Below are 26,632 nucleotides of genomic sequence, written 5' to 3'. Positions count from 1 at the left end.
AATGTGAAGAATCTTGACAAGATACAGTCCAAATTTAAAATGTGCACACGCATTGCATGCATGATAGTTGTTTTTGTCTTTTTGGGCAATGCCATTTCATGTGTAAAAAACCAAGACTTTGAATCCATTACAGATGCGTGTGAAGAAAATCTGGTCGCCAATGCCACTTTCGCCGATGTCAAGGCACTCTATCAGGGCGAACTTTTACAGATACAGGAAGATTGGGTAATCGAGGGATATGTAATCTCCTCTGATCGGGCGGGCAATTTTTTCAGTGTGCTGCATTTTCAAGATGCACCTGCCGAACCGACCGAAGGTTTTCAAATAGCTATAGACCTTTTTGAGTCGCATTTGTTGTTCGAGCCGGGCAGCAAGGTCTTGATCAAAACAAAGGGACTGTACCTGGGGCAGAGTAAAGGGGTATTCAGGCTCGGGGGCACCTTTGCGGCCTTTGGCGCCACCAATGTGGGTCGGTTACCCGCATTAAAAATTCCGGAGCATATTTTTAGAAGCTGTGATCAAGTGGCCGCAATAACCCCTAGAAAGGTACGGCTCGACGAACTGGATAATGCCTTGATCAATACATTGGTGACAATCGATAGTCTTCAATTTGTGGAACACGGATTGGGGCTGCCATTTGCAGAACCGTGGGAGGAAACAGAGCGCACACTTAAAGATTGTGAAGGCAACGAATTGGTGCTGGTCAACAGTGGCTTTGCAGATTTTCAGGGCGAGTTGCTTCCTGGGGGCAACGGTTCGGTTATAGGGGTTCTTTTGAGGGAGAACGACGATTTTCAATTAGTGATCCGCGATTTGGACGATGTTGGTTTTTCCAACGAAAGGTGTGAAGAACCGGTGACCGAATTTACTTCCAACCAAATTTTCTTTTCTGAATTGGCCGACCCCAACAACAATGCAGGGGCGCGGTTTGTAGAATTGTACAATGCCGGGAATCAGCCTTTGGATTTGAACGGCTGGTCGATACGTCGCTATACCAATGCCAATACCGAAGTAAGCTCGGTCCTTGATCTTTCGGGTTTTACCATTGGTGCCCTGGGCACGTTTGTAATTTCACCCAATGCCGCGACATTTGAAGCCGTATACGGTTTTGCCCCTGATATGGGGGTATCGACCAACAGCCCTGCCGATTCAAACGGGGACGATAATCTTGTGCTGGTAGATCCTTTCGGATCGGTCATCGATGTCTTTGGGGTCATAGGCGAAGACGGCTCTGGCACCGACCATGAGTTCGAAGATGGCAGGGCCCTTCGAAAAGTCGGGGTTTCACAAGCAAACCCGATCTATACTTTTTCAGAATGGACCGTTTATAACGATACGGGTGCAGCGGGCACCATAAACCAACCCCAGAATGCCCCTGAAGATTTTTCGCCCGGCCAGCGATAGCAAAAGCTATGCGACTGCTTTCAATATTTGCGTTAGTTCTTTATGTGTCAAGGGCTTTAAAATGTAGTTGTTCACTACATCAAACTTTTTGGCACGTTCCAAATCTTGTTGGGCCACCGATGAACTCACTATGTACACATGAACATTACCTTTACTATGGTTGGGCAATTTAACAAAGTCTTCCAAAAAGTCCCATCCATCCATTATAGGCATATTAAGGTCCAACAATATGACCTCAGGCAGCTGTTCGCCCCGGTCTATAATGTTTTTTAACCCTTCAAGGGCGTCTTGACCGTTTTCATAGATTAGGGTGTCTTCTGAAAACATGAGTTCATCCATCATTTTCTTTGTCCAATAAGTACATATCGGATCATCATCAATTACGCACGCACACTTGATCTTCTTCATGAATCATTTTTTTTTTGGCTAAGTCAAAAGTTAGAATAAACGAGGTGCCGAGGTTCGGCTCGCTTTCCACGGTAATTTTGCCGCCCATGGCCTCGACTTGGTTCTTGGTTATAAAAAGGCCTATGCCCTTGGCATCTTTATGCCTATGAAAGGTCTTGAACATACCAAAGATCTTTTCGCCATGCCTATCAAGATCAATACCCAGACCATTGTCGCTGAATCTTAATTCGACTTTGCCATTTTGGATCTTGGTATCGATTTCAATGATTGGGGCCCGTTCAGTTGAGCTGTATTTTAGGGCATTGGTAAAAAGGTTCAGCAAAATACTGTCTAAATAGGCGGGTACCGCCTTGATGAACAGGTCATTTGGTACGTTGACCTTAATGGTAGTATCAAGTTCATCGATCTGTGCCCTTATATTATTTTTGGTATGGGCAATGGCCTCCCAGAGGTTTACCGATTTCAAATTGTCAAGTGTGGTGGTCTTTATCTGTACAACCTCGTTCAGGTGGTCAACCGTCTCATTAAGCCCCAAAGAAGCCGATTGGAGCATTGATAGTATCTTCTGAAACTCTTCCCCATCTTTCTCCTTTGACAAAAACCCCAACAACATGGTCATATTGGTGGCATGCGAACGCAGGTTGTGTGAAACAATATGGGCAAAGTTCATCAGGTTTTTGTTCTGCTCAAGTGCAATTTTATTGAGCTCTTGCTGCTTTCTTTGGGCTTCGACCCGAGAGGTGATATCAACAATTTGTGAAATGAAATGCGATAGATTTCCATCGATATCATGAACCGCGGTAACAGTGAGCAGAACATAAACGATGTGGCCTTTCTTATGGAAATAACGCTTTTCAATTTGGTAAGTCTCTATTTCGCCATCGACCAGCTGTTTTAGTAAGCCGAGGTCTTTTTTTAGGTCATCGGGGTGCGTAAGGTCTTGAAATGTGAGCCCCATGAGCTCTTTGCTCGTATAGCCAATGCTTTTGCAAAGACTATTGTTTACGGTTATCCATTTACCATTCAAACCGACCAAGGCCATTCCGATACTTGAGTTTTCAAACGCTCCGTTGAAAGACTCAATGGTTCTCTCAAGTTGCAACTGGGTTTCTTTTAACTCGGTAATGTCCCAGTTGGTACCGATCATTTGTATGGGATGTCCGTTTTGATCTCTTTTCACTGTGGCCGTGGCCTTTATGCGGCGGATTTCCCCAGTTGGTTGTATGATACGGAATTCTGTATTGAATTCCTTTTCACCTGCGAGTGCCAGTGCCAATTCCTTTTGCCCTCTTTTTTTATCTTCTGGGTGAACACTGGACTCCCAGGCTTCTACTTCCCCGGAAAAATTGCTTCGATTGAGCCCGTAGAGTTTGAACATATTGTCATCCCAGATTAGATTGTTTTGAACCACATCATAGTCCCAAACCCCGATTTTCGCGACATTGGTCGCCAGGGCCAATCGCTCCATGGCTTGCGAATATGCCAGGTCTTTCCTTTTTTTGTCGTCGATATCTTGAAAGGTTCCGAAAAGCCGAACCGCTTTGCCATTGGCCAACTCTGCCTCGCCCTGTGCACGTACCCATAGTTCACGCCCCTTTGCGGTCACAATGATCAGTTCGACATCCCAGGGCTCACCCGTGGCGATGCCATTGCTTACCGCTTGTGAAATCAATTCGCGGTCTTTTCCTTCTTTATAAAAGTTGATGCCCTCTTTGAGATTTGGGACATAATCTTCCGGCACCTCATGAATTTGTTTGGTGATCTCTGACCAAAAAACAGTGTTTTTTACCAAATCGACCTCCCAAAAGCCGATTTTGGCCATGTTGAAGGCTTTTTCAATAAGCAGTTCCTTCCTTTTTAGACTAGGGGAAATCTTCATTGGACCAAGGGGTACATTTTAATTAAAGATTTATTGCTGAACATATTGAAACGTAAAATCTTACATAAAAGTACACCAAAAATATGATAGTAAGATTTTACTTATATGGAATTTAGGGCGCCCACTTCACAATTTGTTGGTGAGAACCTTGTTTTTATTGGGTTTCAAGTGGTTTCTGCCAGAAATGTTTTCTTAATGTAAGGTCTTACAAAGCAGTTAATTTGGAAGGTTTTTCCTAATTTGGCCGTGAATACTTACAAGGGGTAAGTACTTCTTTAAGGAAAATGGCTATAGAAATAAAAATAGCATTGGTGCAATCGCCATTGCACTGGGAAGACCCAGAAGCAAACCGAGCGATGTTCGATAAAAAAATCGCTGCCATCGATGATGATGTCGATTTGATCGTGCTTCCTGAGATGTTCACTACGGGATTTACCATGAAGCCCCAGAATATCCCTGCTTCCGAAGAAAAAAAAACGGTGGAGTGGATGCGCCGCAAGGCCATTGAAAAAGATGCGGCCATTGTTGGAAGTATTGCCTATAAAGAAGATAATGATTGCTACAACAGACTTTTTTTTGTTGCTCCCCATGCTCACATATCGCAGTACGACAAGCGGCATACCTTTACCTTGGCGGGCGAAGACAAAGTCTATAAAAGGGGCGATGAACAACTGGTTGAAACGTATAAAGGGTTTAGATTAATGCTCCTGATATGTTATGATCTAAGGTTTCCGGTTTGGGCTCGAAACACGTTTGATTACGATGTACTGTTGTATGTGGCCAATTGGCCCAAACCCCGTGTGGCCGCTTGGGATGCACTTTTAAAGGCGCGGGCCATCGAGAACATGGCCTATTGCATTGGTGTGAATCGAGTGGGGCGTGATGGACTTGGGCATGAATATTCAGGGCATTCTGCCGTGTACGATGTGTTGGGCCACAAAATCGTCTATTCTGAGAGCGAAGAAGTGCTTTATGCGGTGTTGAGCAAAGAGCATATAGTCTCAAATAGGGAAAAACTACGGTTTCTCGATGACCGTGATCGGTTTACTCTAACACCGTAAAGGTCTCCTCCATTTCCCAATTGGCACGTATGTTGACCATATCAGGATAGTACCTAACCTTTTCAGGTTGGATCTTTTTAAGGAAACTACCGGTGTCCCATTTGCGGTTGCCATTTTCATCAAAAATGATACGAACCCCATAATTGCCGGGTTTTAGGTAGTTGAATTCGACCTTTTGCGGCGTTTCTGCATAAACCTCTCTTTGGGTTTCCCCTTTGTCATTGATCAACTGAACGATGGCAGGGTAGGTCACGGCTCCAGCAATGTTAAAGCGCAAATTGCCATAATCGGCATAGCTACCGGTCGAAAGGTTGTAGGCCAGGGTATCATTTTGCATGCCAAAGAAATCGGTAAGGGCCCCCGGCAACAGTTTTACCGAGTAACCTTGGTTGGCCTCCAACGGAAACCCAATATTGACCTTGTTGCGCAGGGTGTCCAAGGCCCAATTAAACCCAATGGGTATCGAATCGTTGAGGGCTACCGAAATTTTGGAAGAATCGACCTGAACCAATGGCGTCGTGGCCAGCAGGCTCAGGGTATCGGTAAAATTCATTTTGCCCCTGATATTGGTGCTCAGTTTCAGCGAATCCATAGCAAGTTTTCTGCTTTTCACCGTAAAGGTGTCGACCAGTTTTTGCTGCTCGTTCGTTACGGTAAAGACTATGGAGTCTAAATCTGTGGGGGTCAACCAAAAGTTGAGGGTGTCTTTGTCCGGTTCTTTGGTAATCAGGGTCTGTACCGAATCGGGCAATACGGTCAGGGGCTCGATTTTGATTTCATCCGCTTTCCCCCGGTACCCAAATATAATTTTGTTCTTTGCCGCATAACTAGGAACCGATATGGCATAGTCTGGTACTTCTTTGAACAGTTTTAGCAAAAAGAGCGAATCGGTCGGAATCTTGACCGTATCTTCCACAAAACCAATCTTGTCGGCCCGTTGGTCGAAAACATTGTTTTTGCCCACGTCTTTCAACGCTATTAGGGCATAGTTGCCCGCCTTTAGGTTTTTGAGCTGGAAAACAGGGGTGCTATCAAGCGTGTTCGTAATATAGTTCGGCGGAAATTTGTAAATGGTCGAATCGTTGTAGGCACTGTCGATTTCGTAGAGCATAACACTGACAAAATCATCGGGTTCCCGATTAAAGGCATCTTGAACCAGCCCTGAAATCTGCAATGAGTCAAGGTAGTCGCCCGTTGAGAAAACATAGGTCAAAAAACTGTTTGGGTTGCCCTCGTTGTTGTCAACAATGCTCTGCCCGAAATTGATGGTATAGGTGGTATTCTCTTGTAAGGTATCTTTTATCGTGATTTCTATGAACTTACTCGGGCCGCCCTGAGGCTTTATTTCAGGAATGTATTTTAAGGGGGGCGATACGATCATTTGGTTTTGTACGTCCTCTAGCTTGATGTATTCGTCAAAATACAGCCGAATCTTGTTGCCTTTAAAATTGGTACTCAGATTTTCGGGCTCGGTTCGCAATAAAACAGGGGGAGTAACATCTTTTGGCCCGCCACTGGGAGTGCCCCTTCGGGCGCATTGCCAAAGGGCAGCGGCCATGAATAGCAAAAAAATGGCGCTCAATGTCCTTTTCAATAGCAACATGGTCTTATTCATGAAAACAAAGAAACGATTAATTCAAGAATTATGCCCCAATTTTAGAATCCTGTTTTGGGCACGAACGCCATACTGGCCACGTAAATTTCGGTGCCCTCGGCCATTGTTAGGGCCTGGGCACATGCTTCAATGGTGGCTCCGGTGGTGATGACGTCATCGACCAACAGCACACGCTTGTGGGCCAATTTTGAATTATCGGTCAGTTTGTACAGATTTTGGCTGGTTTGCCAGCGGAAAGAGCGGTTTTTCTTAGTCAGGGTCTTCACATTCGCGGTTTTGACCAAAACGCCCTTCAATGTTTGGGTTTTTAGGTGTTTTGCAAGTTGCTGGGCAAACAGATCCACTTGGTTGTACCCCCTTTTTCGAAGTTTTTTCTGGTGCAGCGGAACAGCAATGATATAATCGATTTTAGGAAGTCCTTTATCCTCGGCCAAAAGCCCTCCATACCAATCTCCGAGAAAAGAACCGATTTTTTCTTGATTTTTATATTTCAGCTGGTGCAAGAGGTTTTTGACCTTTCCGTGCGATAGAAAATGTAGAAACGAACTGGCCTTGGCGATGTCGATACGCCCATAAAATATGCGGTCTACGGGGTTTTCTTCGATGAAATTGTACTCGGTGAGCGGTAAATCATGTCGACAAACGGTACACAAGGTGTACTCTCCTCCCATTAAACGTACATTACATCCAAAACATACCTGTGGCAATAGTATGGAGTTAATATCGTTTATTATCTTTGAAAACTGTGTTCGAATCAAATCTTATACCTACTTATTAGCCGCATTTTAGCATGGACTCCCAATCCCAAGATAAGAATTTCAATTACAAGATCATTGTTGCGGCACTCGTAGCGGTCATCATCGGTATTCTTATTGCTTTTTATTACAGCTATGCGCAGGCACAGAACCAAATGAACTATTTAGAGCAAGAAAAGACCTTGCTCGTAAAAGATTTGACGTTGATGAGGGCCGAGGTGGATCGCCTCAATGGCCTGAATGAGGTCAACGAGATAGAACTCAACGATTCACGCATTAGGGTACAACAATTGCTTGATTCAGTGGGAAGGCTCAACTTTACCATAGGAAAACTAAAGGAGAGCCGAAAGGCGCTTCGCGAACTTGAGATGAGGTACGATAGCCTAAAACTGAAGAACAACTTCTTGCGCTATAACAACAGCCTTTTGGCCAGCCGTTTCGAAGAAACCCGCAAGCAGTTGGAAGAATTGCGTGGCAAAAGCAGCTCCCTTGAAGAGGCCGAGGCCCTTTTGCGGCAAAAGAACAAAGAGCTAAGCAAAGAACTTAGGATCAAGAGCTATTTGAAATTGAGCGATGCCGAGGGCAGCGGATTTCGATTACGGGCAGGTCGCCCCTTGAAGACCAATAAGGCTTCCACTATCGAAAAACTGCGTGGTTGTGTCACCATATTGGGCAACCCCAACGAAGAGGGCGAGGTCAAGGTGATCTATCTACAGTTCTTAGACCCCAATATGAAGGTGATCGAAGACAATGCAACGACCGTTTCGGTAAGTGGCAATACCTATAGCAAACGGGTAGAGGTGCTATATATGGGCGAAGAAATGAGTGTCTGTGACGCCATTACTGTGCCCGAAGGGTCGCTGCAAGAGGGCATTTATACCTTGAATGTCTTTGAAGACGAACGCCTTTTGGCCTCTACGGAATTTCAGCTGAAATAATCCCTCCAACACCGGTTCTTATTGTTTGTTATTTGGGCCTTTGTGCTATTTTTGCGCAATGGCAAATCAAGAAGACATTTTCAAGAAGGTCATTTCGCATGCGAAAGAGTATGGTTATATCTTTCAATCGAGCGAAATATATGATGGGTTGAGCGCAGTGTATGACTACGGCCAAAACGGGGCTGAGCTCAAAAAGAACATTAGGGAGTATTGGTGGCAGGCCATGGTACAGCTCAACCAAAACATCGTGGGCATCGATGCCGCCATTTTTATGCATCCCACCACTTGGAAGGCCTCGGGCCACGTTGATGCCTTTAACGACCCCTTGATCGACAATAAAGACTCGAAAAAGCGCTACCGTGCCGATGTGTTGGTCGAAGACTATGTGGCCAAAATTGAGGACAAAATCGAAAAAGAGGTCAAAAAAGCCGCAAAACGCTTTGGTGACAGTTTTGATAAAGAACAATTTTTGACCACGAACCAGCGCGTGTTGGATTATCAGGCAAAAGCTGATGGCATTCTCAAACGCCTGGGTAAATCGTTGGAAAACGAAGATTTGGCCGATGTGAAGGCGCTGATCGAAGAATTGGAAATTGCCTGTCCCCTGTCGGGTTCAAAAAACTGGACCGATGTCAAACAGTTCAACCTAATGTTCGGCACCAAGTTGGGCGCCACCGCCGATAGTACCATGGACCTCTACCTGCGTCCCGAGACGGCACAGGGCATATTTGTGAACTTTTTGAACGTACAGAAAACGGGACGGATGAAAATTCCCTTTGGAATTGCCCAGACGGGAAAAGCATTCCGTAACGAGATCGTGGCCCGTCAGTTCATCTTCCGTATGCGCGAGTTTGAGCAGATGGAGATGCAGTTCTTTATCAAGCCCGGCACGCAGATGGAATGGTACGAACACTGGAAGCAGGCCCGTCTGAAATGGCACCTATCATTGGGCATGGGCGAGGACAATTACCGTTTTCACGACCATGAGAAACTGGCGCACTATGCCGATGCGGCCGCTGATATCGAATTCAAATTTCCGTTCGGTTTCAAAGAGTTGGAGGGCATCCACTCCCGAACTGATTTCGACCTCGCCAACCACGAAAAATATTCTGGCAAAAAATTGCAATATTTTGACCCCGAGACCAACGAAAGCTATGTGCCCTACGTGGTCGAAACCTCCATCGGGCTGGATCGTATGTTCTTGGCGGTGTTCTCAAAGGCACTACAAGAAGAAGAACTCGAGAACGGCACCACCCGTACCGTGCTGAAGATACCGGCTGTTTTGGCGCCCACCAAGGCCGCTGTGCTGCCCTTGGTCAAAAAAGACGGTCTGCCCGAAATTGCCCAAAAACTGGTCGATGAACTCAAGTGGGACTTTAATGTGGCCTATGATGAAAAAGATGCCGTGGGCCGTCGCTACCGTCGCCAAGATGCCGCTGGCACGCCTTTCTGTGTGACCATCGACCACCAAACCTTGGAAGACGATACCGTGACCGTTCGCCATCGCGATTCGATGGAACAACAACGGGTTAGGCTGGGCGAGGTCAAAGACCTTATCGGCAAAGAGGTGGCGATGAAAGAGTGGTTGCGTAAAATCTAACATCGTTTTTGGCCTCTTTTCTGCCATCCTGAGCTAAATGAAAAAAGGGTGGTGCCCTAAATGGACTTGGTTTGGCCAAGACTTCTGACAGGAGCCTTTGGTACAGGCGTTTTTTTAGCTTTACCCTTTACTTCACACAATGTCCAACCATGGGTGGTTGCGTATCAACTCTTATTTTTAAATCGACCTATAAAAACACTTTGCAACCAGCTTACCCCCACACTTGTTAGGACCCCAAATGCAGATGCCAGATAATTAAAACCAATATCTACCAAATCGAAAACGCGATACGGTATAAGATACTGAATACATTCGTCCAATAAGCCAATAGTTCCTACGCCTAAAATAGCAACCAAGGCCGGAGTTTTAACTTTTGCGCCATTGCTTTTTCTTTCGATTAAGGCTTCGTGAACCAACACTCCGAGCAGCCCATATTCAAATATATGAGAGCGTTCAGCTACCGTCAAATCCATACGTAGCAGCGCCATTCCATATACTGCCATTACCCCGGCATAAACCCAGAACCCCAATTTCTGGTCAGAACTCTTCCACCCGCTGATTATAGGCGCTAGAATCAGAAGAAGAAATAAGTAAAATGTTGTTTGCTCTATAATGCGACGTTCAATCATAAAATCTATTAGTTGGCCGCCAAAAAAGAGGGTGCCGTATATGGCAATTAAAACTGACAACGCCCAAAGCCATAATTTTCGCTCTCTATTGGACGTGAAACCTCTCTTTTCCATCATTCTTTTATCAAATTGTAACAGCGGGCAGACAGAAGTATGTCGTAAACATATTCTACATCATCGTAAGAATATAGATTAAATGACTGTAATAGCCTTCATATAGATAACTAAAAATAACCAAAACCCGCCTTCCTTTTTGGTCGCCATAACCAATACCAATATCCACATAACACAAACGAATGGTAGGCCTTCTACTCTTAGCAACAAGTGTTGTAACTTATAGCATCTTTTTCAAGTAACGAAAAAACACTTCAAAATGAATACAAACAACCCACATTCCAACGGTCAGGGCGAGGCTTGGGATGTCAATGAATCAACCGCCAAATGTCCGTTTTTGAACGGAGAACTTAAGCAAGCCGCCGGGGGCGGCACCACCAACCGGGACTGGTGGCCCGATGCACTGAACCTCAACATTCTTCGGCAACACTCTGAGTTGGCCGACCCGATGGGCAACGATTTCGACTATGCCAAGGAGTTCAAAAAACTGGATCTGGCGGCGGTCAAAAAAGACCTCGCCGACCTGATGACCGACAGCCAAGATTGGTGGCCTGCCGATTTTGGTCATTATGGGCCCTTGTTCATCCGTATGGCATGGCATGCCGCGGGCACCTACCGTATTGCCGATGGCCGTGGTGGGGGCGGCACGGGCGCGCAACGCTTTGCCCCTTTGAACAGTTGGCCCGACAATGCCAACCTTGACAAGGCGCGGCTGTTGCTTTGGCCCATCAAAAAGAAATATGGCAAGAAACTCTCTTGGGCCGATCTATTGATCTTGGCAGGTAATGTGGCACACGAATCGATGGGCCTACCCATGTACGGGTTTGGTGGGGGCCGTGAAGATATCTGGCAACCCGAAGAAGATATCTATTGGGGCTCAGAGGGCGAATGGTTGGGCAATAAAGAACGCTACGACAAAGAGGGGCAATTGGAAGGTCAATTGGGCGCGGCCCACATGGGGTTGATCTATGTGAACCCCGAAGGCCCGAATGCCAATCCCGATCCTGTGGCGGCGGCCCATGACATTCGCGAGACGTTTGGCCGAATGGCGATGAACGATTACGAGACCGTGGCCTTGATCGCTGGTGGCCACACCTTTGGGAAAACACATGGCGCGGCACCAGCAGACCAATATGTTGAGGCCGAACCCGCTGCCGCACCCATAGAGATGATGAGTATGGGCTGGAAGAACAACTTTGGCACTGGCGTTGGCAACGATACCATTACCAGCGGTCTTGAGGGCACATGGACGGAAACCCCTACGCAGTGGAGCCATAATTTTTTGAAAAACCTCTTTAAATATGAGTGGGAATTGACCAAAAGTCCTGCTGGGGCGCACCAATGGCGGCCCAAAGACGGGGCTGGGGCAGGCACCATACCCGATGCGCACGACCCTGACAAAAAGCATGCGCCCTTTATGCTGACCACAGATCTGTCGTTGCGCTTTGATCCAGAATATGAAAAAATTTCAAGGCACTTTCTAGAAAATCCCGAAGAGTTCAAAGAGGCCTACCAGAAAGCGTGGTTCAAGCTGACGCACCGTGATATGGGGCCTAAGGCATGTTATTTGGGCCCGGAGGTGCCAGAAGAGGATTTAATCTGGCAGGATCCCATCCCTGCTGTGGACCATGAGTTGGTCAACGATGGCGACATTGCCGGGTTGAAGAAAAAGATTTTGGCATCGGGCCTTTCGATTTCCGAATTGGTGTCAACTGCTTGGGCATCAGCTTCAACCTATAGAGGTTCCGATAGAAGGGGAGGCGCCAACGGGGCACGTATTCGTTTGGCCCCCCAAAACAATTGGGAAGTGAACAATCCCCCACAGTTGAAAAAAGTACTGGCAACGTTGGAGGCCATACAAAAGGAATTCAACGATGCGCAATCGGGCAACAAAAAAATATCTTTGGCCGATGTGATAGTTCTGGGAGGATGTGCCGCTGTGGAGGAAGCATCCAAAAAGGCAGGACATAACATTTCAGTGCCCTTTGTGCCTGGCCGTATGGATGCCAGTGCCGAGCAGACCGATGTTGAGTCTTTCGACGCATTGGAACCACGTGCCGATGGGTTTAGAAACTACGTCAAGGGCAGGCCGAAGGCCAAAGCAGAAAACCTATTGGTGGACAAGGCCCAGTTGTTGACGTTGACCGCCCCTGAAATGACCGTTCTGGTAGGCGGCATGCGGGTATTGGACACCAATTACAATGGATCGAAACATGGTGTGTTCACCGACAGGACGGGGAGCCTTACCAATGATTTTTTTGTGAACCTATTGGACATGAACACGACTTGGAAGGCCATCTCAAATGATGACACTCTTTTTGAGGGCACCGACCGTGGAACGGGCAAGGTGAAGTGGACGGGCACCCGAGCCGATCTTATCTTTGGCTCCAACACAGAGCTTCGCGCCTTGGCCGAGGTCTATGCCTGTGACGATGCCCAAGATAAGTTTGTCAACGACTTTGTCAAGGCTTGGAACAAGGTGATGAATTTGGACCGTTTTGATTTGAAATAGGAAAAAGGAAATTGAATATTGGTGAAAGGGCGGCCGCATAGGCCGCTCTTTTTTTATTTTCTTAAATGGATAAAATACTGCTTCCCTGAGGCAAGTGTAGTGTCTGCCATCCGCGGTCGCGAAGGGTGGAAGGCAATTAACAGTGGTCTTTCAAGATACTATCCAGGCCATTGACAACCAAATCCACATTCTCTTTGCTAAAACAGAGTGGGGGCTTTGATTTGATGACATTGTCAAAAGGCCCATCGGTACTGACCAAAATATGCCGATTTCGCAATTCGTTTTTGAGATGCTGGGCAAGCTGGGGATCAGGTTCTTTGGTACCTTCCTTAACGATGTCAATGCCCAAAAAGAGCCCCGAACCACGTATATCACCGATACAGGGGTGTTGTTTTTGCAATTCTTTTAACCGCCTTACGTAATAATTTCCCACGATTCTGGAGTTATCCTGTAGGTTCTCCTCTTCCAAAACCGCCAAAACGGCCATGCCAATGGCACACGATACAGGGTTGCCCCCAAACGAACTGAAAAATTCCACTCCCTTTTCAAATGAAGTTGCAATTTTATCCGTTGTGACCACTGCACCGATGGGGTGGCCATTGCCCATGGGCTTTCCCAAGATGACGATGTCGGGCACCACTTCTTGGGCCTCAAACCCCCAGAAACAAGCACCCAACCGACCAAAACCTACCTGCACCTCATCACTGATGCAAACACCCCCCTGCTTTCGAATGGCCTCGTACATGGGTTTTAGGTAGCCCTTGGCCAAAGGAACCTGCCCGCCGCAACCTACAATGGGCTCGGCGATAAAAGCCGCCATGGGCGACTGTATTTTTTCAAGGTGCCGAATGGCATCTTGGGCATAGGCTAGCCCTGCGGTGCCATCATTTTGGGAATAAAGCCCACAGTAGGTGTCGGGCAAAGCGGTTTTGAAAATGTGGGGTTTTTGGCCTTGCCCCTTGGGATTGTTGAACTTATAATCGCTGATATCGATGCCGATTTGGGTGTTGCCGTGGTAGCCATGCTCCATCACCAAGAGGTTTTGGCGTTTTGTATGGGCCTGCGCCAAGCGGATGGCCAAATCGCTGGCGGCACTGCCAGAATTCACAAAAAACACCTTGTTCAACGGCTTGGGAAACTTGGACAGCAATTTTTCAGCATATTGATGCAACAGGTCGTACAGGTAGCGGGTATTGGTATTGAGTTCGGCCATTTGCCGTTGCCCTGCCTCGACCACCCTTGGGTGGCAATGCCCCACATGGGGAATGTTGTTGTAGGCATCCAAAAAGCTGTTGCCTCGGGCATCGTACATATACTGAAAGGCCGCTTTTTTCACGTGGATGGGACGTTGGTAGCTGATGGAAAGAATAGGGCTGATGTACCGATGCCTCTTCCGCATCATCTCTTTTTCAGTTGGCACAGGTTTTTCAGGAAGCCCTACCGTTTCACGAAAAGCCTTTTCAGCGGCTATTGGGCCAATTTCCAACCAACGGTGCAGCAAGTTCCAGGCATTTTCATCACTGCTTTGGGCATAAGTGTTATCGGGGTTGGTTTTTGCTGCATGGGCTGAATTGCAGACGCTGACACAGAGCCTCGCGGCGACCAAGTAATAGAGGATGCTGATTTCTTCTTCTGTTAGTGGCAATTCTTGATGGTAGGCCGCCAAAAAAGGTTTTGCCCATTTCAAAGGGTCTTTTTTATCATAACAAACATATGTCAGGGACACGGCAACTTCGTTGATAAGATATGAATGGGCCAGATCGCCAAAGTCGATAAGTCCTGACACACTTCCATCTTTGACCAAAATGTTCCATTCGTTGGCATCGTTATGGATGACCGATTTTCGAAGTGTGGGCAACAGGGGCGCCACGTGCTGTTCATACTGCTGAAAGAAGGAGCCTACCAAGCTACGCTTTCGCGGATTCGAAATATCACCAAGATATTTTTTGTTGAGGTGTAGGTATTGCAGGTCCCACGGCCATTTTCGTGCCCGTAGGGCGAGATGGTCAAACGGCAGCAATGTTTTGTCAAGGTGGGCCAAAAAGCTTCCGAGCGAAGCCACTATGTTTTCACTGGCCGTGGCGTCGCCCATAAAACTTCCTTCCAAATAAGTAAGTATGCGGCACCATGAAGATGCTCCATCCACTTTGAGTAATTTTATGTAGGCTCCGTCCAAAAAAGGCATGGGTTCAGGAATCCCTTCAGATCCTTTTTCCTTTAAAAAAAGCAAGACGTCGTTCTCAGCTTCCAACAAAGCCTTGTCCATTTTTTCTACTGGATATGTTTTAAAGGTGAATTTCTGCCCCTGGTTTTCGACCAAATAATTTTTGTTGTCGTAGCCGTCAAGGGGCTTTACCGTGGGATTTTTAAAACCAAAGGCCGATTGCAGAAGATTTTTCATCAGGGATTACGGATTGCTTTTTTTGGTCATTTTGTAATGTAGATCGAGAAACCTGAAGCCATAAAAGTTAAGATGGTGGTCGGCCCTCAAAATATTTTCTTCGTCCTCATAAACCCGTATCCATTCGTGCATTGACTTGACAAATCGTGCCCAGTAATTGCCTTTGTGGTCGGTCAGTGTGAAATAAAAACCATTATCACCAAACTTTTTCCCGTCTGACGACAATAGAAGGGCACCGTCTTCCTCGATGTTCTTTTTCATCACCACAGATGCATTTCCGTTGGGAAGGGGAAAAATCACTTTGAGCAGGGGCGTTTTATGGTTCGGGTTTTTGCAAGTGGTGTAAATACCTGAGTATATTACATCGTCGGTGCTCTTTATGATCCTATACCAAATTGTCCATTTTGTTTTCTGGGTTTCTTTACATTTCAATTTGATGATTTCACTTTTCAGGCCTTTTGCAGTGTCAATTGCCTTCAGGGGCAGGTTCAGTTGTTGGAGTCGTTTGCTAAAGACACTACTGAGGATTTTGCCAAACGGTTTGAAAAATCCTTTCCATTCAGACCACATTTCAAACTCGTATTCCGAAGTGTTTTCGTAAAAATCGGCTACCCTTGGGTTAAGTCTACGCATCTCTTCGTCTGTAAGCCCCAACTCTTCAATTTGCTCCAAAAGACCAGAGGCCGGCAGGTTTTTACAAATCTCCAGATTTTCTTCCTTGGCCAATTTAGTGACGAACGTATCTTTAATGATATCGGTATCACCAACGGGGCCTATCAACCAGGCAAAGTCTTTTGCATCAATTCTTCTGCCTGTCGTTTTGACCCAGACCTGCGTTATCTTATCCTGTAAGGCCATTCAAGCACGAAATAACACAAAAAGTTATCAAAAAACATAGTTTAGAAGAATGCTTCCATAGTAATTTCTTCCGTTACCAGGATAAAAATAGCGGGGCTGCGAACCGCCAAAGCCCACGGCATTGATCAAGACCGATTGGGCATAGTTGGTGTCAAAAAGGTTATTGAGGCCCGCATTGATGCCCAAGGCCATGTTCTTGAACAAAGCCTTTCGGTATCGTACCGATGTAAAAAAAACATTGAAGGATTCACTGCTGAAGGTATTGGCATCGGTCAACGGTATTTCATCAACAAACTGGTGGTTCAGGCCCCATTCAAAGCCAGATAAGTGTCTTAAAGTAAACCCCGAATTAATACGGTGCTTGGGCACTCCTGTGAGCGGATTTCCCGAAAAATCATTGCCTTCCTGCACAAAATCCACAAAAACGTGGTCGCTAAAGGTGTAGTTCACATAAGGGGATATGGTTATGGTTTTCGAAAGTTCAAAAGAATGGTTTACGGCCAGTTCAAACCCTTGGTGGCGTGTCTCACCTGCGTTTCGGCCGATGAACTGGTCTTCACCCACGCGTTGGGCCACCAAAAGATTGTCGATGTCCATTCGATACAGGGCCACTTCCAAAGCAATCCTTTGTTTTGGAAAACGGAACGATGCCCCGATTTCATAATTCATACCTGTTTCTTGGGCAATATCAGGATTGATAATACCGTTTGGGGTCAACGTCTCTTCCAAACCAGGGTTTGAGAAGCCCCGACTGATATTGGCGAACAGATGCCCATATTTGATATGGTACCGCAACCCGAGACTGGGCAACAGAATGGCGTCAAAGTCTCGGCGGGCCGAAGTATTTTCACTTCCTGAATTGAACAGGTCTCTAAAATCATAGACTGTCTGGTTGAATGCCAGCCCCAATTGGCCGTAGAGTTTTGGCGAAAAGGCCAAGGTAAGGGTGCCAAAGGCATTGAACTGTCGCCTGAACTCCCGATTTTTGCTCAAACGGTCACCCTGCAGGCTCCCGTTGCCGTTGTTGTCCCTGAAGAGGTTTTCAAAGGTGCTCCAGTTGTATTCATCGCGATAGAATTCACTTCCGAAACTGTATTGGTTTTCTTCGGAAAATTTTCCCTCAAAAACGGTTCTGAACCCGTAGCCATTGGTGAACTCATCCAAAATATTGAAGGGGCGGGGTTCGTAATGGTCTAAATAGCTATAAAAAATACTGGAGGTGTTCTTGAGGCGCCCGTTAAAAATGTATTGGTTTGAAAGCCCCAACAATAAGTATTTATTTGCCTCGAACCCTTGGGCTGCCAACCAGTTGGCCGCTGCTGCGGTGGGGTTCTCCCTGAAATCGGTCTCGTTCAACGAACTGGGGATCTGTGCCTTGTAGTCAATGTAGTTCATAAGAAAACCCAATTTGTTTTTGTCACTGGTGTGGAACGAGCTGTTGAGCAATAGCCCATTCCGTTCAAAACGGCTGTTCTGTCGGTAGCCATCGGTCTCAAGATGGTTGAAACTGAGGTTCAGCGTAAAACCTTTTTCTGAATGTTGAAAGGTGACATTGTCTTTCAGCATGTGGTACGAACCCACCGTGCAATGGTTCATCAACCGGGTTTCATCGGTATCAGGATTTTTACTGTTCAGGAGGATGGCCCCGCCTAGATTGGCCCCAAAAGAGGTGCCCTTGGGCCCTTTGATGACCTCTACCATGTCCAGATTCTCAAGGTCGAAGGCCTCGATGGTCGAAAAGCCCGTGCCGTTGGTCACAGGAATGCCGTCGAAATAAAGCCTCAGTTTGTCGGTACCAAAGGGTGTTCGCGCCCCCACACCGCGAATGGTGATGCGGTTGGTGTTCAAGGCACCTGATAGCATATATACTCCGGGAATTTGGTTCAGGCCAGAGGCCACGTCTATGGGGCTGAATTTTTCAAGCACCACAGGGGCGATGGTGGCCGAGGGAGTAATGCCCTGGACTTTTTTTGGGGCAAAATCTTCGAGCAAAATCACCTCGTCCAAGGTCGTGACAGAGTCTTTTTGGCCGAACACAACACAGGAAACGAAAAGAAAAAAAGCAAAGCAGGAGAATCGGTTCATCATCGGGAACGGAAAGCCTTAAAAATAGCTATTTTTGGTAAAATTGATTGCATGAAAATCGTTTCTTACAATGTAAACGGGGTGCGCGCGGCCATCACTAAGGGTTTTGTCGAATGGCTACAATCGGTCGATGCCGATGTGGTGTGCCTGCAAGAGACCAAGGCCATGAAAGAGCAGGTCGATACACGACTTTTTGAGGAAATAGGGTACGAGCACCATTATTGGTTCAGCGCCGAAAAGAAAGGCTATAGTGGGGTTGCGTTACTCTGCAAACAGAAACCCGACCATGTGGAATATGGTACGGGTATCGATTATATGGACCACGAGGGAAGAAATATCAGAGCCGATTTTGACGATATGCATATTATGAGCCTGTACCTACCGTCAGGCACAAACCTTGCCCGATTGGACCATAAATTGACCTACATGGCAGACTTCCAGAAATATGCCGATGAATTGCGAAAGACCCATGAAAACCTGATTGTCTGCGGCGATTACAACATCTGCCATAAGCCCATCGACATACACGATCCCGTGCGAAACAAAAATGTTTCCGGGTTTTTGCCTGTGGAACGGGAATGGATCGGCAATTTTATCGATAGTGGCTTCATAGACAGTTTTCGACACTTCAACCAAGAACCCCACAATTATACGTGGTGGAGCTATCGTGCCAATGCCCGGGCCAATAACAAAGGTTGGCGATTGGATTATGGCATGGTAAACGAAAGCCTTAGAGATCGGTTGAAACGCTCCGTTATCTTATCCGAAGCAAAGCACAGCGACCATTGCCCCATTCTTTTGGAGGTCGATTGATAATCTTCGGACTATTGACCACAAAGGGGGAATCCGTATTTTTGCTGGCAAAATTGTGAAATGAAATATACGTTTCTTCCGCACACCAACATACGTGTCAGTAAAATTTGTTTGGGCACCATGACCTGGGGCCGCCAAAATTCTGAGGAACAGGCCCACGAACAAATGGATTATGCCGTGGAGCAGGGCATCAACTTCTTCGATACGGCCGAGATGTACCCTATTCCCCCAAAAAAGGAACTGTACGCCGTTACCGAGGAATTTATCGGCAATTGGTTCAAAAAGACAGGCAAGCGTGAAGAAATCGTGTTGGCCACCAAGATTGCCGGCAGGGCCGATTTTACCAAGCACATTAGAACCACAGGGTTTAGCAGGGAAGCTATTATTTCAGCGGTTGATGGCAGCCTACAAAGGCTTCAGACCGATTACATCGACCTGTACCAATTGCACTGGCCTGAGCGCAACACTAATTTTTTCGGCCAGCGAGGTTTTAATGCAGAGGCCACAGACCTTTGGGAAGACAACATCCACCAAGTGCTGGAAACCTTGCGCGATTTGGTCGAGGAAGGAAAGATTAGGCATGTGGGGCTATCGAACGAGACCCCTTGGGGCACCATGCGTTTTTTAGAGGAGAGCAAGGTGCACCGTACGCTTCCACGTATGGTCACCATACAAAATCCGTACAGTTTGTTGAACCGTTTGTTTGAAGTGGGGCTGTCAGAAGTTTCGATGCGCGAAAAAATCGGCTTGTTGGCCTATTCACCTTTGGCCTTCGGTGTGCTCAGCGGCAAATATTTGGGCGACGTACAGCCCCGAAAGGCCCGCTTGACGCTTTTCCCCAATTACAAACGGTATAGCGGTGATACCGCTACCGAAGCCACCAAAAAATACCATGAACTTGCACAAAACCATGGGCTTTCAATGGCTCAGATGGCATTGGCCTTTGTGAACTCACGCCCTTTTGTAACCAGCAATATCATCGGTGCCACAACAATTGACCAACTCAGAGAAAACATCGAAAGCATTGATGTTGAGCTATCCGATGAGGTATTGGAGGGCATTGAGGAAATCCATGAATCCATTCCAAATCCGGCGCCATGATGATGAATATTTTAGTAAGAATTGGCTTTGGTCAAATCGTGTTGATTCTTGTGGTGGTATTGTTAATTTTTTTGGCCACAAGGGCTTTTAGAAATAAGCGGTAAATAGATTTTCCGACTTGCTAACTGATGTCATTTCGAACTCAGGTTAGTTTACTATTTGAGAAATTTGGATTTCTTAATCTTATGCCTATGGCGGACTCATTTCGAAATGACTTTTCCCCATAATTATTTAGGCAGCGCATACGCCCGGTATTCATCCCCCGAAGGAGTACCCGTTTTGCCGCCACCACAGGCGATGACCAAAAATTGTTGTCCGTTTACTTCGTAAGTGGCTGGGGTGGCATAACCCCCGGCGGGCAGTTTATCTTCCCAAAGCTGTTTGCCAGTTGCCATGTTGAAAGCACGTATTTTCTCGTCATTGGTCGCCGCAATGAACAGTACACCGCCAGCAGTGATAACAGGGCCACCATAGTTTTCAGTGCCCGAAACGGGAATGTTGGGATCACCCAGCTTTTCTTCATGCCCCAAGGGGATCTGCCAGAGATATTCACCCGTGTTCAGGTCAAGCGCGTTCAAGGTGCCCCAGGGCGGTTTTACCACGGGGAATCCCCTATCATCTTTAAATCGCCCGAATCCCGCCACGGCATAGGGTACTTTTACGGAAGTTTCCTCAGCCCGGTGGTCGGTGGGTTCTTCAGTGCCTGAAATATAGTTGGCAATGGCACCGATCTCACCATCGGAAAGATTGGGCATACCGGGCATGGCCCCCTTGCCGTTTTTGATGATGGCAGCGATGGAATCCACAGCGAAACGCTCTTTTACCTTTTGCAATTCGGGGATGGCTCCAAGCCCCTGTAATTCGCCCCCATGGCAGCGGGCACAGTGTATTTGGGTCAATGAGGCCCCAACTGGTATTTTTTTGTCTTCTTCACCACCTACCTTCCGCATTCTTACAATCCACGCCATTTCGTTCGAGTTCACGTACATGACGCCATCTCTTGGGTCCACAGCGGCCCCTCCCCATTCGGCACCCCCATCTGCACCGGGGTACAAGATTACCCCTGCCGTATCAATGGGGATGAACTGCCCTTTTGAGGTAATGCTTCTGAATTTTTCCAAAACCGTGGGCGGGTCGATGTTTTGGTCCTTGTCAACAAAATCATCGACGAAGGCAGGGCGGTCTGGGTCGTACAGGTCTTCTTCCCTTAAAATCTGTCTTGCAAAGGGCTCAGGCTTGGTGGGCAATGGTTGGGTAGGAAAAGCTTGCTCACCTTCAAGTTTTGAGGCAGGATATTCCTTTTCTTCGATTGGAAATAAAGGCTCACCCGTTACTCGATTGAATACGAACACATGCCCACTTTTCGTAACCTGTGCCACCGCGGGAATGGTCTTGCCATCCCTTTTCATCTCAAAAAGATTGGGCGGTGCGGGCAAGTCGCGATCCCAGATATCATGGTGTACCATCTGAAAGTGCCAAAGGCGTTTGCCGGTCTCTGCATCCAAAGCAAGTAGACAATTCGCAAATAGATTTGCCCCGATACGGTTGCCCCCATACCAGTCAAAGGCCGCGGATCCTGTGGGCAGATAGGCGATGCCCCTTTCCTCGTCCAACGCAATGCCCGACCAACTGTTGGCACCCCCTACGTACTTGTAGGCATCTTTTGGCCAAGTGTCGTACCCAAACTCACCGGGTTGGGGAATGGTGTGGAAGGTCCATTCGATGTCTCCGGTGATGACATTGTAGGCCCTTATGTGCCCTGGTGAGGCACCAGGTCCCTCACCCACACGGGTACCCATGATGAGCAGGTTTTTATAGGTGACCCCCGGGGTGTTTGCGACCACCGACAGTTTTTCAGGGTCTCTACCAAGGCCATCGCGTAAATCGATGCTTCCGCCGTTTCCATAACCAGCAAAGGCTTGGCCATTTTCGGGATCAACGGCATATAGGTTGGTGCCCGATGAAAAGAAGAGGCGGCTTTTGGCTTCGCCATCCGAGGGCCAATACACGAGTCCGCGGTTGAGACCGAGTCCCGATTCATCTTTGGCATTCGGACTGAATTTCCAGAGTTCCTCGCCCGTGGCAGCGTTCAGGACAAACAGTTCGATGGCCGCATTTACTCCGTATAATTTATCGCCAACAATCAACGGGTTCGTCTGTATCTGGGTGGTTCTTCCTTCCTCTAGACCACCACTTTTGTACGACCATGCCAATTGCAGGTTTGAAACATTCGAGGTATCGATTTGCGATAGGGTCGAGAAATGTGTTCGTGCAGGATCGCCAAGGTAATCTTGCCAAGTGGTATAATCAGGATTTTTTGATATGTCTTTTGAAGTTTTCTTTCCGCAAGAAACGATCAATATGGAAAGAAGAAAAAAAGGGAAGGCCTTTCGCATGGTTGGTTTTACCGTTAAAGATAGGAAATTGGAACCAAGAAATATCAGCCAAACAAGTGCCCGACAACCTCTTCAATCTTTGATACAAGTTGTATACTGACCTTGGGGTTCTTAAGGCCGATCTTGTTGTTTTTTGATACGAAAATGGTCGAAAACCCAAGTTTTTCAGCTTCCATGATGCGCTGGTCAATACGCTGCACAGGGCGTATTTCGCCTGCCAGTCCCACTTCTGCGGCAAAGCAGACCCCCTTTTCGATGGGGATGTCGGCATTGCTCGACAATATGGCCGCAATCACGGCAAGGTCGATCGCGGGATCATCGACCGAAATGCCCCCTGTGATGTTCAAAAACACATCTTTGGCCGCCAATTTGAAACCCGCCCGCTTTTCGAGCACGGCCAAGAGCATGTTGAGCCGTTTGGCGTTAAACCCCGTGGCCGAACGCTGGGGCGTACCATAGACCGCCGTGCTGACCAAGGCTTGAATTTCGATAAGCAATGGGCGCATACCCTCAACAGTGGCCGAAATGGCCGTGCCGCTCAAATTTTCTTCGTTTTTTGAAATCAACACTTCTGAGGGATTGTTCACTTCCCTGAGTCCATTGCCCTGCATTTCGTATATACCCAATTCGGCCGTGGACCCAAAACGGTTCTTCAACGAGCGTATGATACGATAGACATAATTACGGTCGCCCTCGAACTGCAACACCGTATCGACCATGTGCTCCAAGATCTTGGGGCCAGCGATCATGCCGTCTTTGGTAATGTGGCCCACCAAAATGACCGGAGTGTTGCTCTCTTTGGCATACTTGATGAGCTCGGCCGTACATTCACGGATTTGGGAAATGCTTCCCGCGGCCGAATCAATGTAGTCTGAGTGTAAGGTTTGGATGGAGTCTATGATGACCAAATCTGGCTCTAACGACGCTATTTGTTGAAATATATGTTGTGTTTTGGTCTCGGTAAGTATGTAGCAGTTAGAGCTATCGGGGTTCATTCGATTGGCCCGCATCTTGATTTGGCCTTGGCTTTCTTCCCCAGAAACATACAAGGTCTTATAAGGCAGTTTCAAGGCTATTTGCAGTAGCAAGGTACTCTTTCCAATGCCGGGCTCGCCACCTAACAGGGTCAACGATCCGGGCACGAGTCCGCCACCGAGTACACGGTTGAACTCTTGGTCAAGCGTATCGAGCCTTATTTCACGGTCGTTGCTGATGTCTTTGATACGAACGGGCCTGGAAACCTTTTTGGAGGGTGATTCATTGGATTGCCAAACTGGCTTTTTCTCCTTTTGAACAACTTCCTCCACAACGGTGTTCCATTGTTTACAGGCCGAGCATTGGCCCACCCATTTGGCATATTGGGTGCCACAGTTCTGGCAAAAAAAAGCGGTTTTGGTTTTGGGCATTTTTGAGGGTTCTCGTTTGCCGATAAAGGTAATTAGAAGTTTGGGAATAAATGGGGTCTACGGGGTTGTAGGAATTTGGTTTATGCGTTGGTGTTTATAAGTTTAACACATCTGTAAATAGCGATATGAACACGTAAGTTAATCCATTCAACAAAACCCAAAACTTTTTAATACCCAAAATCCGCTTTAAGGGCATCGATTTTTTCCAAGGCCATTTCTTTGGTGAGAAAGTCAATTTCTTTCATTTGAAAAGCCTTTTCAAAGGCCTTGAAGGCTTTTTTTGGCTCACCCAGCTCTTCAAGGTATTCGCCTTCAAAATAAAAACCCAACATGGTCTCTGGAAATTGTTTTTTACAGAGTTCCGCAAGGGGTTTCAGCGACTCGAAATCATCTTTTTTTCTACTGGCCGCATAAATGGCCATAATATCGTTCAACTCGACCTCTTTTTTGAAACCCAGCAATTTTTCAATCATCGCATAACGGTTTTCTAAATAATCAAAGACCGGTACATCAGCGGTAAGAATCTGCTCTTTGTATTCTTTGGGTGTAATGGGCCTAAAAGGTTTGAAGATGTTGTCAAAAGATTTGCTGATGCCATAGGCAGCAATCGAGACATGGTCTGCGTCTTCATATTCATCAAAGAAGTAGTGGACATTTTCTTTGTTTATGGAAGAAATGGCATTGTTCATCTGAAGAATTCTGTTGCGGTCTTCGGTCTTGGCCTTTTCAAGAACGACATTGTAAAAAATCTCTTGGTCAATGTCTGAAAGGCGAGAAGGCACCCTACTTTCCATTTCGGTGGCCAACACGGGCGAAATGCTTAGGTAGGCGTTGAAGAACGATTTATCCTTAAACAGAAAATAATTGCCAAAATTGGCGGTGATGTCGTAGCCGATGAACATCTTGAACGGGGCGGTACTGTAGCTGGTTTCGAGATAGGGGATCAGCTCTGTTCCCAAGAACTCATAAAATTTCACCCCTTTTTCGGTGGGCAGGCCCGAGGCTTGCTCAAAATCACAGTCTTCCCAACGAATATCGCCCTCGCTTTGGTGTACACCCACGATAATGGCCTGGGGCATCCTATCATGTCTGCTGTAAAATTTGTTGTGGGCCACGACCAGGTCAAAGAGGTAATCGGCATCGAGTACCACGATGAGCGGATATTTTTTATCCTCTACATAATCTTCGGGAAAATAGTAGGAAACATCCCTTCTTTCTTGCAGTTTGAACGACTCAAAAATCTCTTTCTTGACCTGTGCGGTGCCCAAAAAGCCACACAGAACGATGATCGGGAGTAAAATTTTCTTCATGGGGTATGGTTTAAACAAAGGTCTTATCGACCCCTGTTCAATAACGGTAAGAGCACGAAAGATATTGCCCCGAAAACCACGACCATCAAGGTCTGGGCAATCCACATGATCCAGCCGAAAGCATCGCCCGAAACCGATGATATTCCGTAAATGCCCAATGCGCCGCTCACCGCTATGGGGTACAGTCCGATACCGCCATTGGTGGTCGACATGGCAAAAGCACCTGCTATGAAAGCGACCAACAACTCGCCCAATGAAAGATCGACCGTTTCTGGCACGGTGTATTTGATGACCCAGAACATACCGATATACGCCGCCCAAATAAATAGGGTATGGAAAATAAAAGGCCACTTTTTCTCCATTTTAAAGACGCTCATGACCCCCTCGAGCAGTCCTTTCAGGAAATTTTTCAGTTTATGGGCCCAACCCGATTTCGATTTTCGTAAAAACTTTATGCTGAGCCAAAGTCCGATGATGCCCACAGCAAGGATTAGGGCGGCCCCCGCCAAATTGATGCCTTTTTCGTTCAAGAATTCGATGATGACCGAGGTTTGCATCAGCAGGGCCACTATAATGATGAGAAACAACATGATCAGGTCGATCACCCTTTCTGTGACGATGGTGCCAAAGCCTTTTTCGAAAGGCACTTCTTCGTAAGTGGTCAGCGCGGAGGCCCTCAATATTTCACCTGACCTGGGGATGCCCAAATTGGCCAAATAGGCAATCAGTATCATCAACACATTGTTGCCCAATCTTGGGCTATAGCCCATTGGCTGCAGCATATAGTTCCACCGTATGGCCCTTGAGATATGGCTAAGAATACCGATTACTATGGAGAGGGACACCCAGAAAGGATCGGCGTTTTTGATATAGTGCACTATTTGCCCTCTTTCCTCGGCCGTGGTCGCATTGTATGAATACCAAACCAAGAACACCCCAAAGGCGATGGGCAAGATAATTTTCAGTGATTTTTTCAGCGATTTTGACAAAATCAGTTCAACAGGTTGGTGTTTTCATCAGGAAATACCAGGGCAGGGTTAAACTCTTTGGCCTCTTTGACACCCATCCAAGCGTAGGTGATCAAAATGAGCACATCGCCAACGGAGACCTTTCGGGCCGCGGCCCCATTGAGGGTTACCTCGCCCGTTCCCCTGGGTCCCGGTATGGCGTAAGTTTCCAATCGTTCGCCATTGTTGTTGTTCACGATCTGAACCTTTTCGCCACGAATGATGTTGGCGGCGTCCATCAAGTCTTCATCAATAGTAATACTGCCGATATAGTTCAGATCGGCACCCGTAACCTTTACACGATGAATCTTCGATTTTACTACTTCAATCTGCATGGCGC

The 26,632-nt window shown here is 46.9% G+C and carries 20 protein-coding genes; 7 read left to right on the top strand and 13 right to left on the bottom strand.

Annotated features, from left to right (window positions below; all coding sequences use genetic code 11):
• Positions 1 to 60: 60 nt before the first annotated feature.
• Positions 61 to 1,404 (top strand): DUF5689 domain-containing protein, encoded by a 1,344-nt coding sequence (locus VC82_RS05805; RefSeq protein WP_245615997.1) that lies wholly within the window; start codon positions 61 to 63, stop codon positions 1,402 to 1,404.
• A gap of 6 nt (positions 1,405 to 1,410) precedes the next feature.
• Here VC82_RS05805 and VC82_RS05800 read toward each other — a convergent pair whose 3' ends face one another.
• Positions 1,411 to 1,812 (bottom strand): response regulator, encoded by a 402-nt coding sequence (locus VC82_RS05800; protein ID WP_045801531.1) that lies wholly within the window; start codon positions 1,810 to 1,812, stop codon positions 1,411 to 1,413.
• Entirely contained in the window at positions 1,781 to 3,634 is a 1,854-nt protein-coding gene (locus tag VC82_RS15225; RefSeq protein WP_170218311.1) for a sensor histidine kinase, read from the bottom strand. Before VC82_RS15225 ends, VC82_RS05800 begins: the two co-directional genes overlap by 32 nt.
• 341 nt (positions 3,635 to 3,975) lie before the next feature.
• Between VC82_RS15225 and VC82_RS05790 the strand changes: the two genes are divergently transcribed.
• Positions 3,976 to 4,752, top strand: a complete 777-nt coding sequence (locus VC82_RS05790; protein ID WP_045801530.1) for an amidohydrolase — start codon at positions 3,976 to 3,978, stop codon at positions 4,750 to 4,752.
• Here VC82_RS05790 and VC82_RS05785 read toward each other — a convergent pair.
• Together VC82_RS05785 and VC82_RS05780 are read right to left on the bottom strand one after the other, a co-directional pair.
• Entirely contained in the window at positions 4,736 to 6,367 is a 1,632-nt protein-coding gene (locus VC82_RS05785) for an Ig-like domain-containing protein (RefSeq protein ID WP_245615995.1), read from the bottom strand. The genes VC82_RS05790 and VC82_RS05785 overlap by 17 nt on opposite strands.
• A 41-nt stretch (positions 6,368 to 6,408) precedes the next feature.
• Entirely contained in the window at positions 6,409 to 7,038 is a 630-nt protein-coding gene (locus tag VC82_RS05780; RefSeq protein ID WP_084598170.1) for a ComF family protein, read from the bottom strand.
• A 119-nt stretch (positions 7,039 to 7,157) separates the two neighbouring features.
• Here VC82_RS05780 and VC82_RS05775 point away from each other — a divergent pair, with 119 nt between their 5' ends.
• Together VC82_RS05775 and VC82_RS05770 are read left to right on the top strand one after the other, a co-directional pair.
• Positions 7,158 to 8,060, top strand: a complete 903-nt coding sequence (locus tag VC82_RS05775) for a coiled-coil domain-containing protein (protein WP_045801528.1) — start codon at positions 7,158 to 7,160, stop codon at positions 8,058 to 8,060.
• A gap of 58 nt (positions 8,061 to 8,118) precedes the next feature.
• Complete coding sequence (locus tag VC82_RS05770; protein ID WP_045801527.1) at positions 8,119 to 9,660, top strand: glycine--tRNA ligase; 1,542 nt, start codon at positions 8,119 to 8,121, stop codon at positions 9,658 to 9,660.
• A gap of 164 nt (positions 9,661 to 9,824) precedes the next feature.
• Here VC82_RS05770 and VC82_RS05765 read toward each other — a convergent pair whose 3' ends face one another.
• Positions 9,825 to 10,406 carry a VanZ family protein gene (locus VC82_RS05765; protein ID WP_052698924.1) on the bottom strand — a complete coding sequence of 194 codons (582 nt, stop codon included), beginning with the start codon at positions 10,404 to 10,406 and terminating at the stop codon, positions 9,825 to 9,827.
• Positions 10,407 to 10,662: 256 nt separating this feature from the next.
• Between VC82_RS05765 and katG the strand changes: the two genes are divergently transcribed.
• Positions 10,663 to 12,915: a catalase/peroxidase HPI gene (katG, locus tag VC82_RS05760; protein WP_045801526.1), complete on the top strand. Its 2,253-nt coding sequence runs from the start codon at positions 10,663 to 10,665 to the stop codon at positions 12,913 to 12,915.
• A gap of 136 nt (positions 12,916 to 13,051) precedes the next feature.
• On the opposite strand, the gene VC82_RS05755 is transcribed toward katG, so the two are convergent.
• The 3 genes from VC82_RS05755 to VC82_RS05745 are packed head-to-tail and all read right to left on the bottom strand — an operon-like array spanning position 13,052 to position 18,262.
• On the bottom strand, positions 13,052 to 15,316 hold the full coding sequence (locus tag VC82_RS05755) for an aminotransferase class III-fold pyridoxal phosphate-dependent enzyme (protein WP_045801525.1): 2,265 nt from the start codon (positions 15,314 to 15,316) through the stop codon (positions 13,052 to 13,054).
• 6 nt (positions 15,317 to 15,322) lie between these two features.
• Positions 15,323 to 16,174, bottom strand: a complete 852-nt coding sequence (locus VC82_RS05750; RefSeq protein WP_045801524.1) for a hypothetical protein — start codon at positions 16,172 to 16,174, stop codon at positions 15,323 to 15,325.
• A gap of 27 nt (positions 16,175 to 16,201) precedes the next feature.
• The gene (locus tag VC82_RS05745) at positions 16,202 to 18,262 is read right to left on the bottom strand and encodes a TonB-dependent receptor family protein (RefSeq protein ID WP_084598169.1); all 2,061 of its coding nucleotides are present in this window, start codon (positions 18,260 to 18,262) and stop codon (positions 16,202 to 16,204) included.
• A gap of 48 nt (positions 18,263 to 18,310) precedes the next feature.
• Between VC82_RS05745 and VC82_RS05740 the strand changes: the two genes are divergently transcribed.
• Together VC82_RS05740 and VC82_RS05735 are read left to right on the top strand one after the other, a co-directional pair.
• Positions 18,311 to 19,072 (top strand): exodeoxyribonuclease III, encoded by a 762-nt coding sequence (locus VC82_RS05740; RefSeq protein WP_045801522.1) that lies wholly within the window; start codon positions 18,311 to 18,313, stop codon positions 19,070 to 19,072.
• A 60-nt stretch (positions 19,073 to 19,132) separates the two neighbouring features.
• A complete protein-coding gene (locus VC82_RS05735; protein ID WP_045801521.1) occupies positions 19,133 to 20,173 on the top strand; it encodes an NADP(H)-dependent aldo-keto reductase in 1,041 nt (346 codons plus the stop codon).
• 227 nt (positions 20,174 to 20,400) lie between these two features.
• Here the strand turns inward: VC82_RS05735 and VC82_RS05730 are convergent, their stop codons facing one another.
• The 5 genes from VC82_RS05730 to panD form a co-directional block, all read right to left on the bottom strand.
• Positions 20,401 to 22,569, bottom strand: a complete 2,169-nt coding sequence (locus tag VC82_RS05730) for an outer membrane protein assembly factor BamB family protein (protein ID WP_045801520.1) — start codon at positions 22,567 to 22,569, stop codon at positions 20,401 to 20,403.
• A gap of 44 nt (positions 22,570 to 22,613) precedes the next feature.
• Positions 22,614 to 23,975 (bottom strand): DNA repair protein RadA, encoded by a 1,362-nt coding sequence (radA, locus tag VC82_RS05725; RefSeq protein WP_045801519.1) that lies wholly within the window; start codon positions 23,973 to 23,975, stop codon positions 22,614 to 22,616.
• Between the two features lie 167 nt (positions 23,976 to 24,142).
• On the bottom strand, positions 24,143 to 25,285 hold the full coding sequence (locus VC82_RS05720) for an alpha/beta hydrolase (RefSeq protein ID WP_045801518.1): 1,143 nt from the start codon (positions 25,283 to 25,285) through the stop codon (positions 24,143 to 24,145).
• Positions 25,286 to 25,308: 23 nt separating this feature from the next.
• Positions 25,309 to 26,274 (bottom strand): lysylphosphatidylglycerol synthase transmembrane domain-containing protein, encoded by a 966-nt coding sequence (locus VC82_RS05715; protein ID WP_045801517.1) that lies wholly within the window; start codon positions 26,272 to 26,274, stop codon positions 25,309 to 25,311.
• 2 nt (positions 26,275 to 26,276) lie between these two features.
• The gene (gene panD / locus VC82_RS05710) at positions 26,277 to 26,627 is read right to left on the bottom strand and encodes an aspartate 1-decarboxylase (protein WP_045801516.1); all 351 of its coding nucleotides are present in this window, start codon (positions 26,625 to 26,627) and stop codon (positions 26,277 to 26,279) included.
• Positions 26,628 to 26,632 lie beyond the last annotated feature (5 nt).

Source organism: Flagellimonas lutaonensis (assembly GCF_000963865.1).
GTDB lineage: Bacteria > Bacteroidota > Bacteroidia > Flavobacteriales > Flavobacteriaceae > Flagellimonas_A > Flagellimonas_A lutaonensis.
The sequence above is the reverse complement of the archived record's forward strand: the minus strand, read 5'-3'. Positions and strand labels throughout refer to the sequence as shown.

Bases quoted from the DNA above. Each gene is read 5' to 3' on its own strand.
- VC82_RS05775 (WP_045801528.1), top strand. From the start codon at position 7,158: ATGGACTCCCAATCCCAAGATAAGAATTTCAATTACAAGATCATTGTT.
- radA (WP_045801519.1), bottom strand. From the start codon at position 23,975: ATGCCCAAAACCAAAACCGCTTTTTTTTGCCAGAACTGTGGCACCCAA.
- VC82_RS05765 (WP_052698924.1), bottom strand. From the start codon at position 10,406: ATGATGGAAAAGAGAGGTTTCACGTCCAATAGAGAGCGAAAATTATGG.
- panD (WP_045801516.1), bottom strand. From the start codon at position 26,627: ATGCAGATTGAAGTAGTAAAATCGAAGATTCATCGTGTAAAGGTTACG.
- VC82_RS05735 (WP_045801521.1), top strand. From the start codon at position 19,133: ATGAAATATACGTTTCTTCCGCACACCAACATACGTGTCAGTAAAATT.
- VC82_RS05750 (WP_045801524.1), bottom strand. From the start codon at position 16,174: ATGGCCTTACAGGATAAGATAACGCAGGTCTGGGTCAAAACGACAGGC.
- VC82_RS05745 (WP_084598169.1), bottom strand. From the start codon at position 18,262: ATGATGAACCGATTCTCCTGCTTTGCTTTTTTTCTTTTCGTTTCCTGT.
- VC82_RS05730 (WP_045801520.1), bottom strand. From the start codon at position 22,569: ATGCGAAAGGCCTTCCCTTTTTTTCTTCTTTCCATATTGATCGTTTCT.
- VC82_RS05770 (WP_045801527.1), top strand. From the start codon at position 8,119: ATGGCAAATCAAGAAGACATTTTCAAGAAGGTCATTTCGCATGCGAAA.
- VC82_RS05755 (WP_045801525.1), bottom strand. From the start codon at position 15,316: ATGAAAAATCTTCTGCAATCGGCCTTTGGTTTTAAAAATCCCACGGTA.
- VC82_RS05785 (WP_245615995.1), bottom strand. From the start codon at position 6,367: ATGAATAAGACCATGTTGCTATTGAAAAGGACATTGAGCGCCATTTTT.
- VC82_RS05790 (WP_045801530.1), top strand. From the start codon at position 3,976: ATGGCTATAGAAATAAAAATAGCATTGGTGCAATCGCCATTGCACTGG.
- VC82_RS05720 (WP_045801518.1), bottom strand. From the start codon at position 25,285: ATGAAGAAAATTTTACTCCCGATCATCGTTCTGTGTGGCTTTTTGGGC.
- VC82_RS05740 (WP_045801522.1), top strand. From the start codon at position 18,311: ATGAAAATCGTTTCTTACAATGTAAACGGGGTGCGCGCGGCCATCACT.
- VC82_RS05780 (WP_084598170.1), bottom strand. From the start codon at position 7,038: ATGGGAGGAGAGTACACCTTGTGTACCGTTTGTCGACATGATTTACCG.
- katG (WP_045801526.1), top strand. From the start codon at position 10,663: ATGAATACAAACAACCCACATTCCAACGGTCAGGGCGAGGCTTGGGAT.
- VC82_RS15225 (WP_170218311.1), bottom strand. From the start codon at position 3,634: ATGGCCAAAATCGGCTTTTGGGAGGTCGATTTGGTAAAAAACACTGTT.
- VC82_RS05805 (WP_245615997.1), top strand. From the start codon at position 61: ATGATAGTTGTTTTTGTCTTTTTGGGCAATGCCATTTCATGTGTAAAA.
- VC82_RS05800 (WP_045801531.1), bottom strand. From the start codon at position 1,812: ATGAAGAAGATCAAGTGTGCGTGCGTAATTGATGATGATCCGATATGT.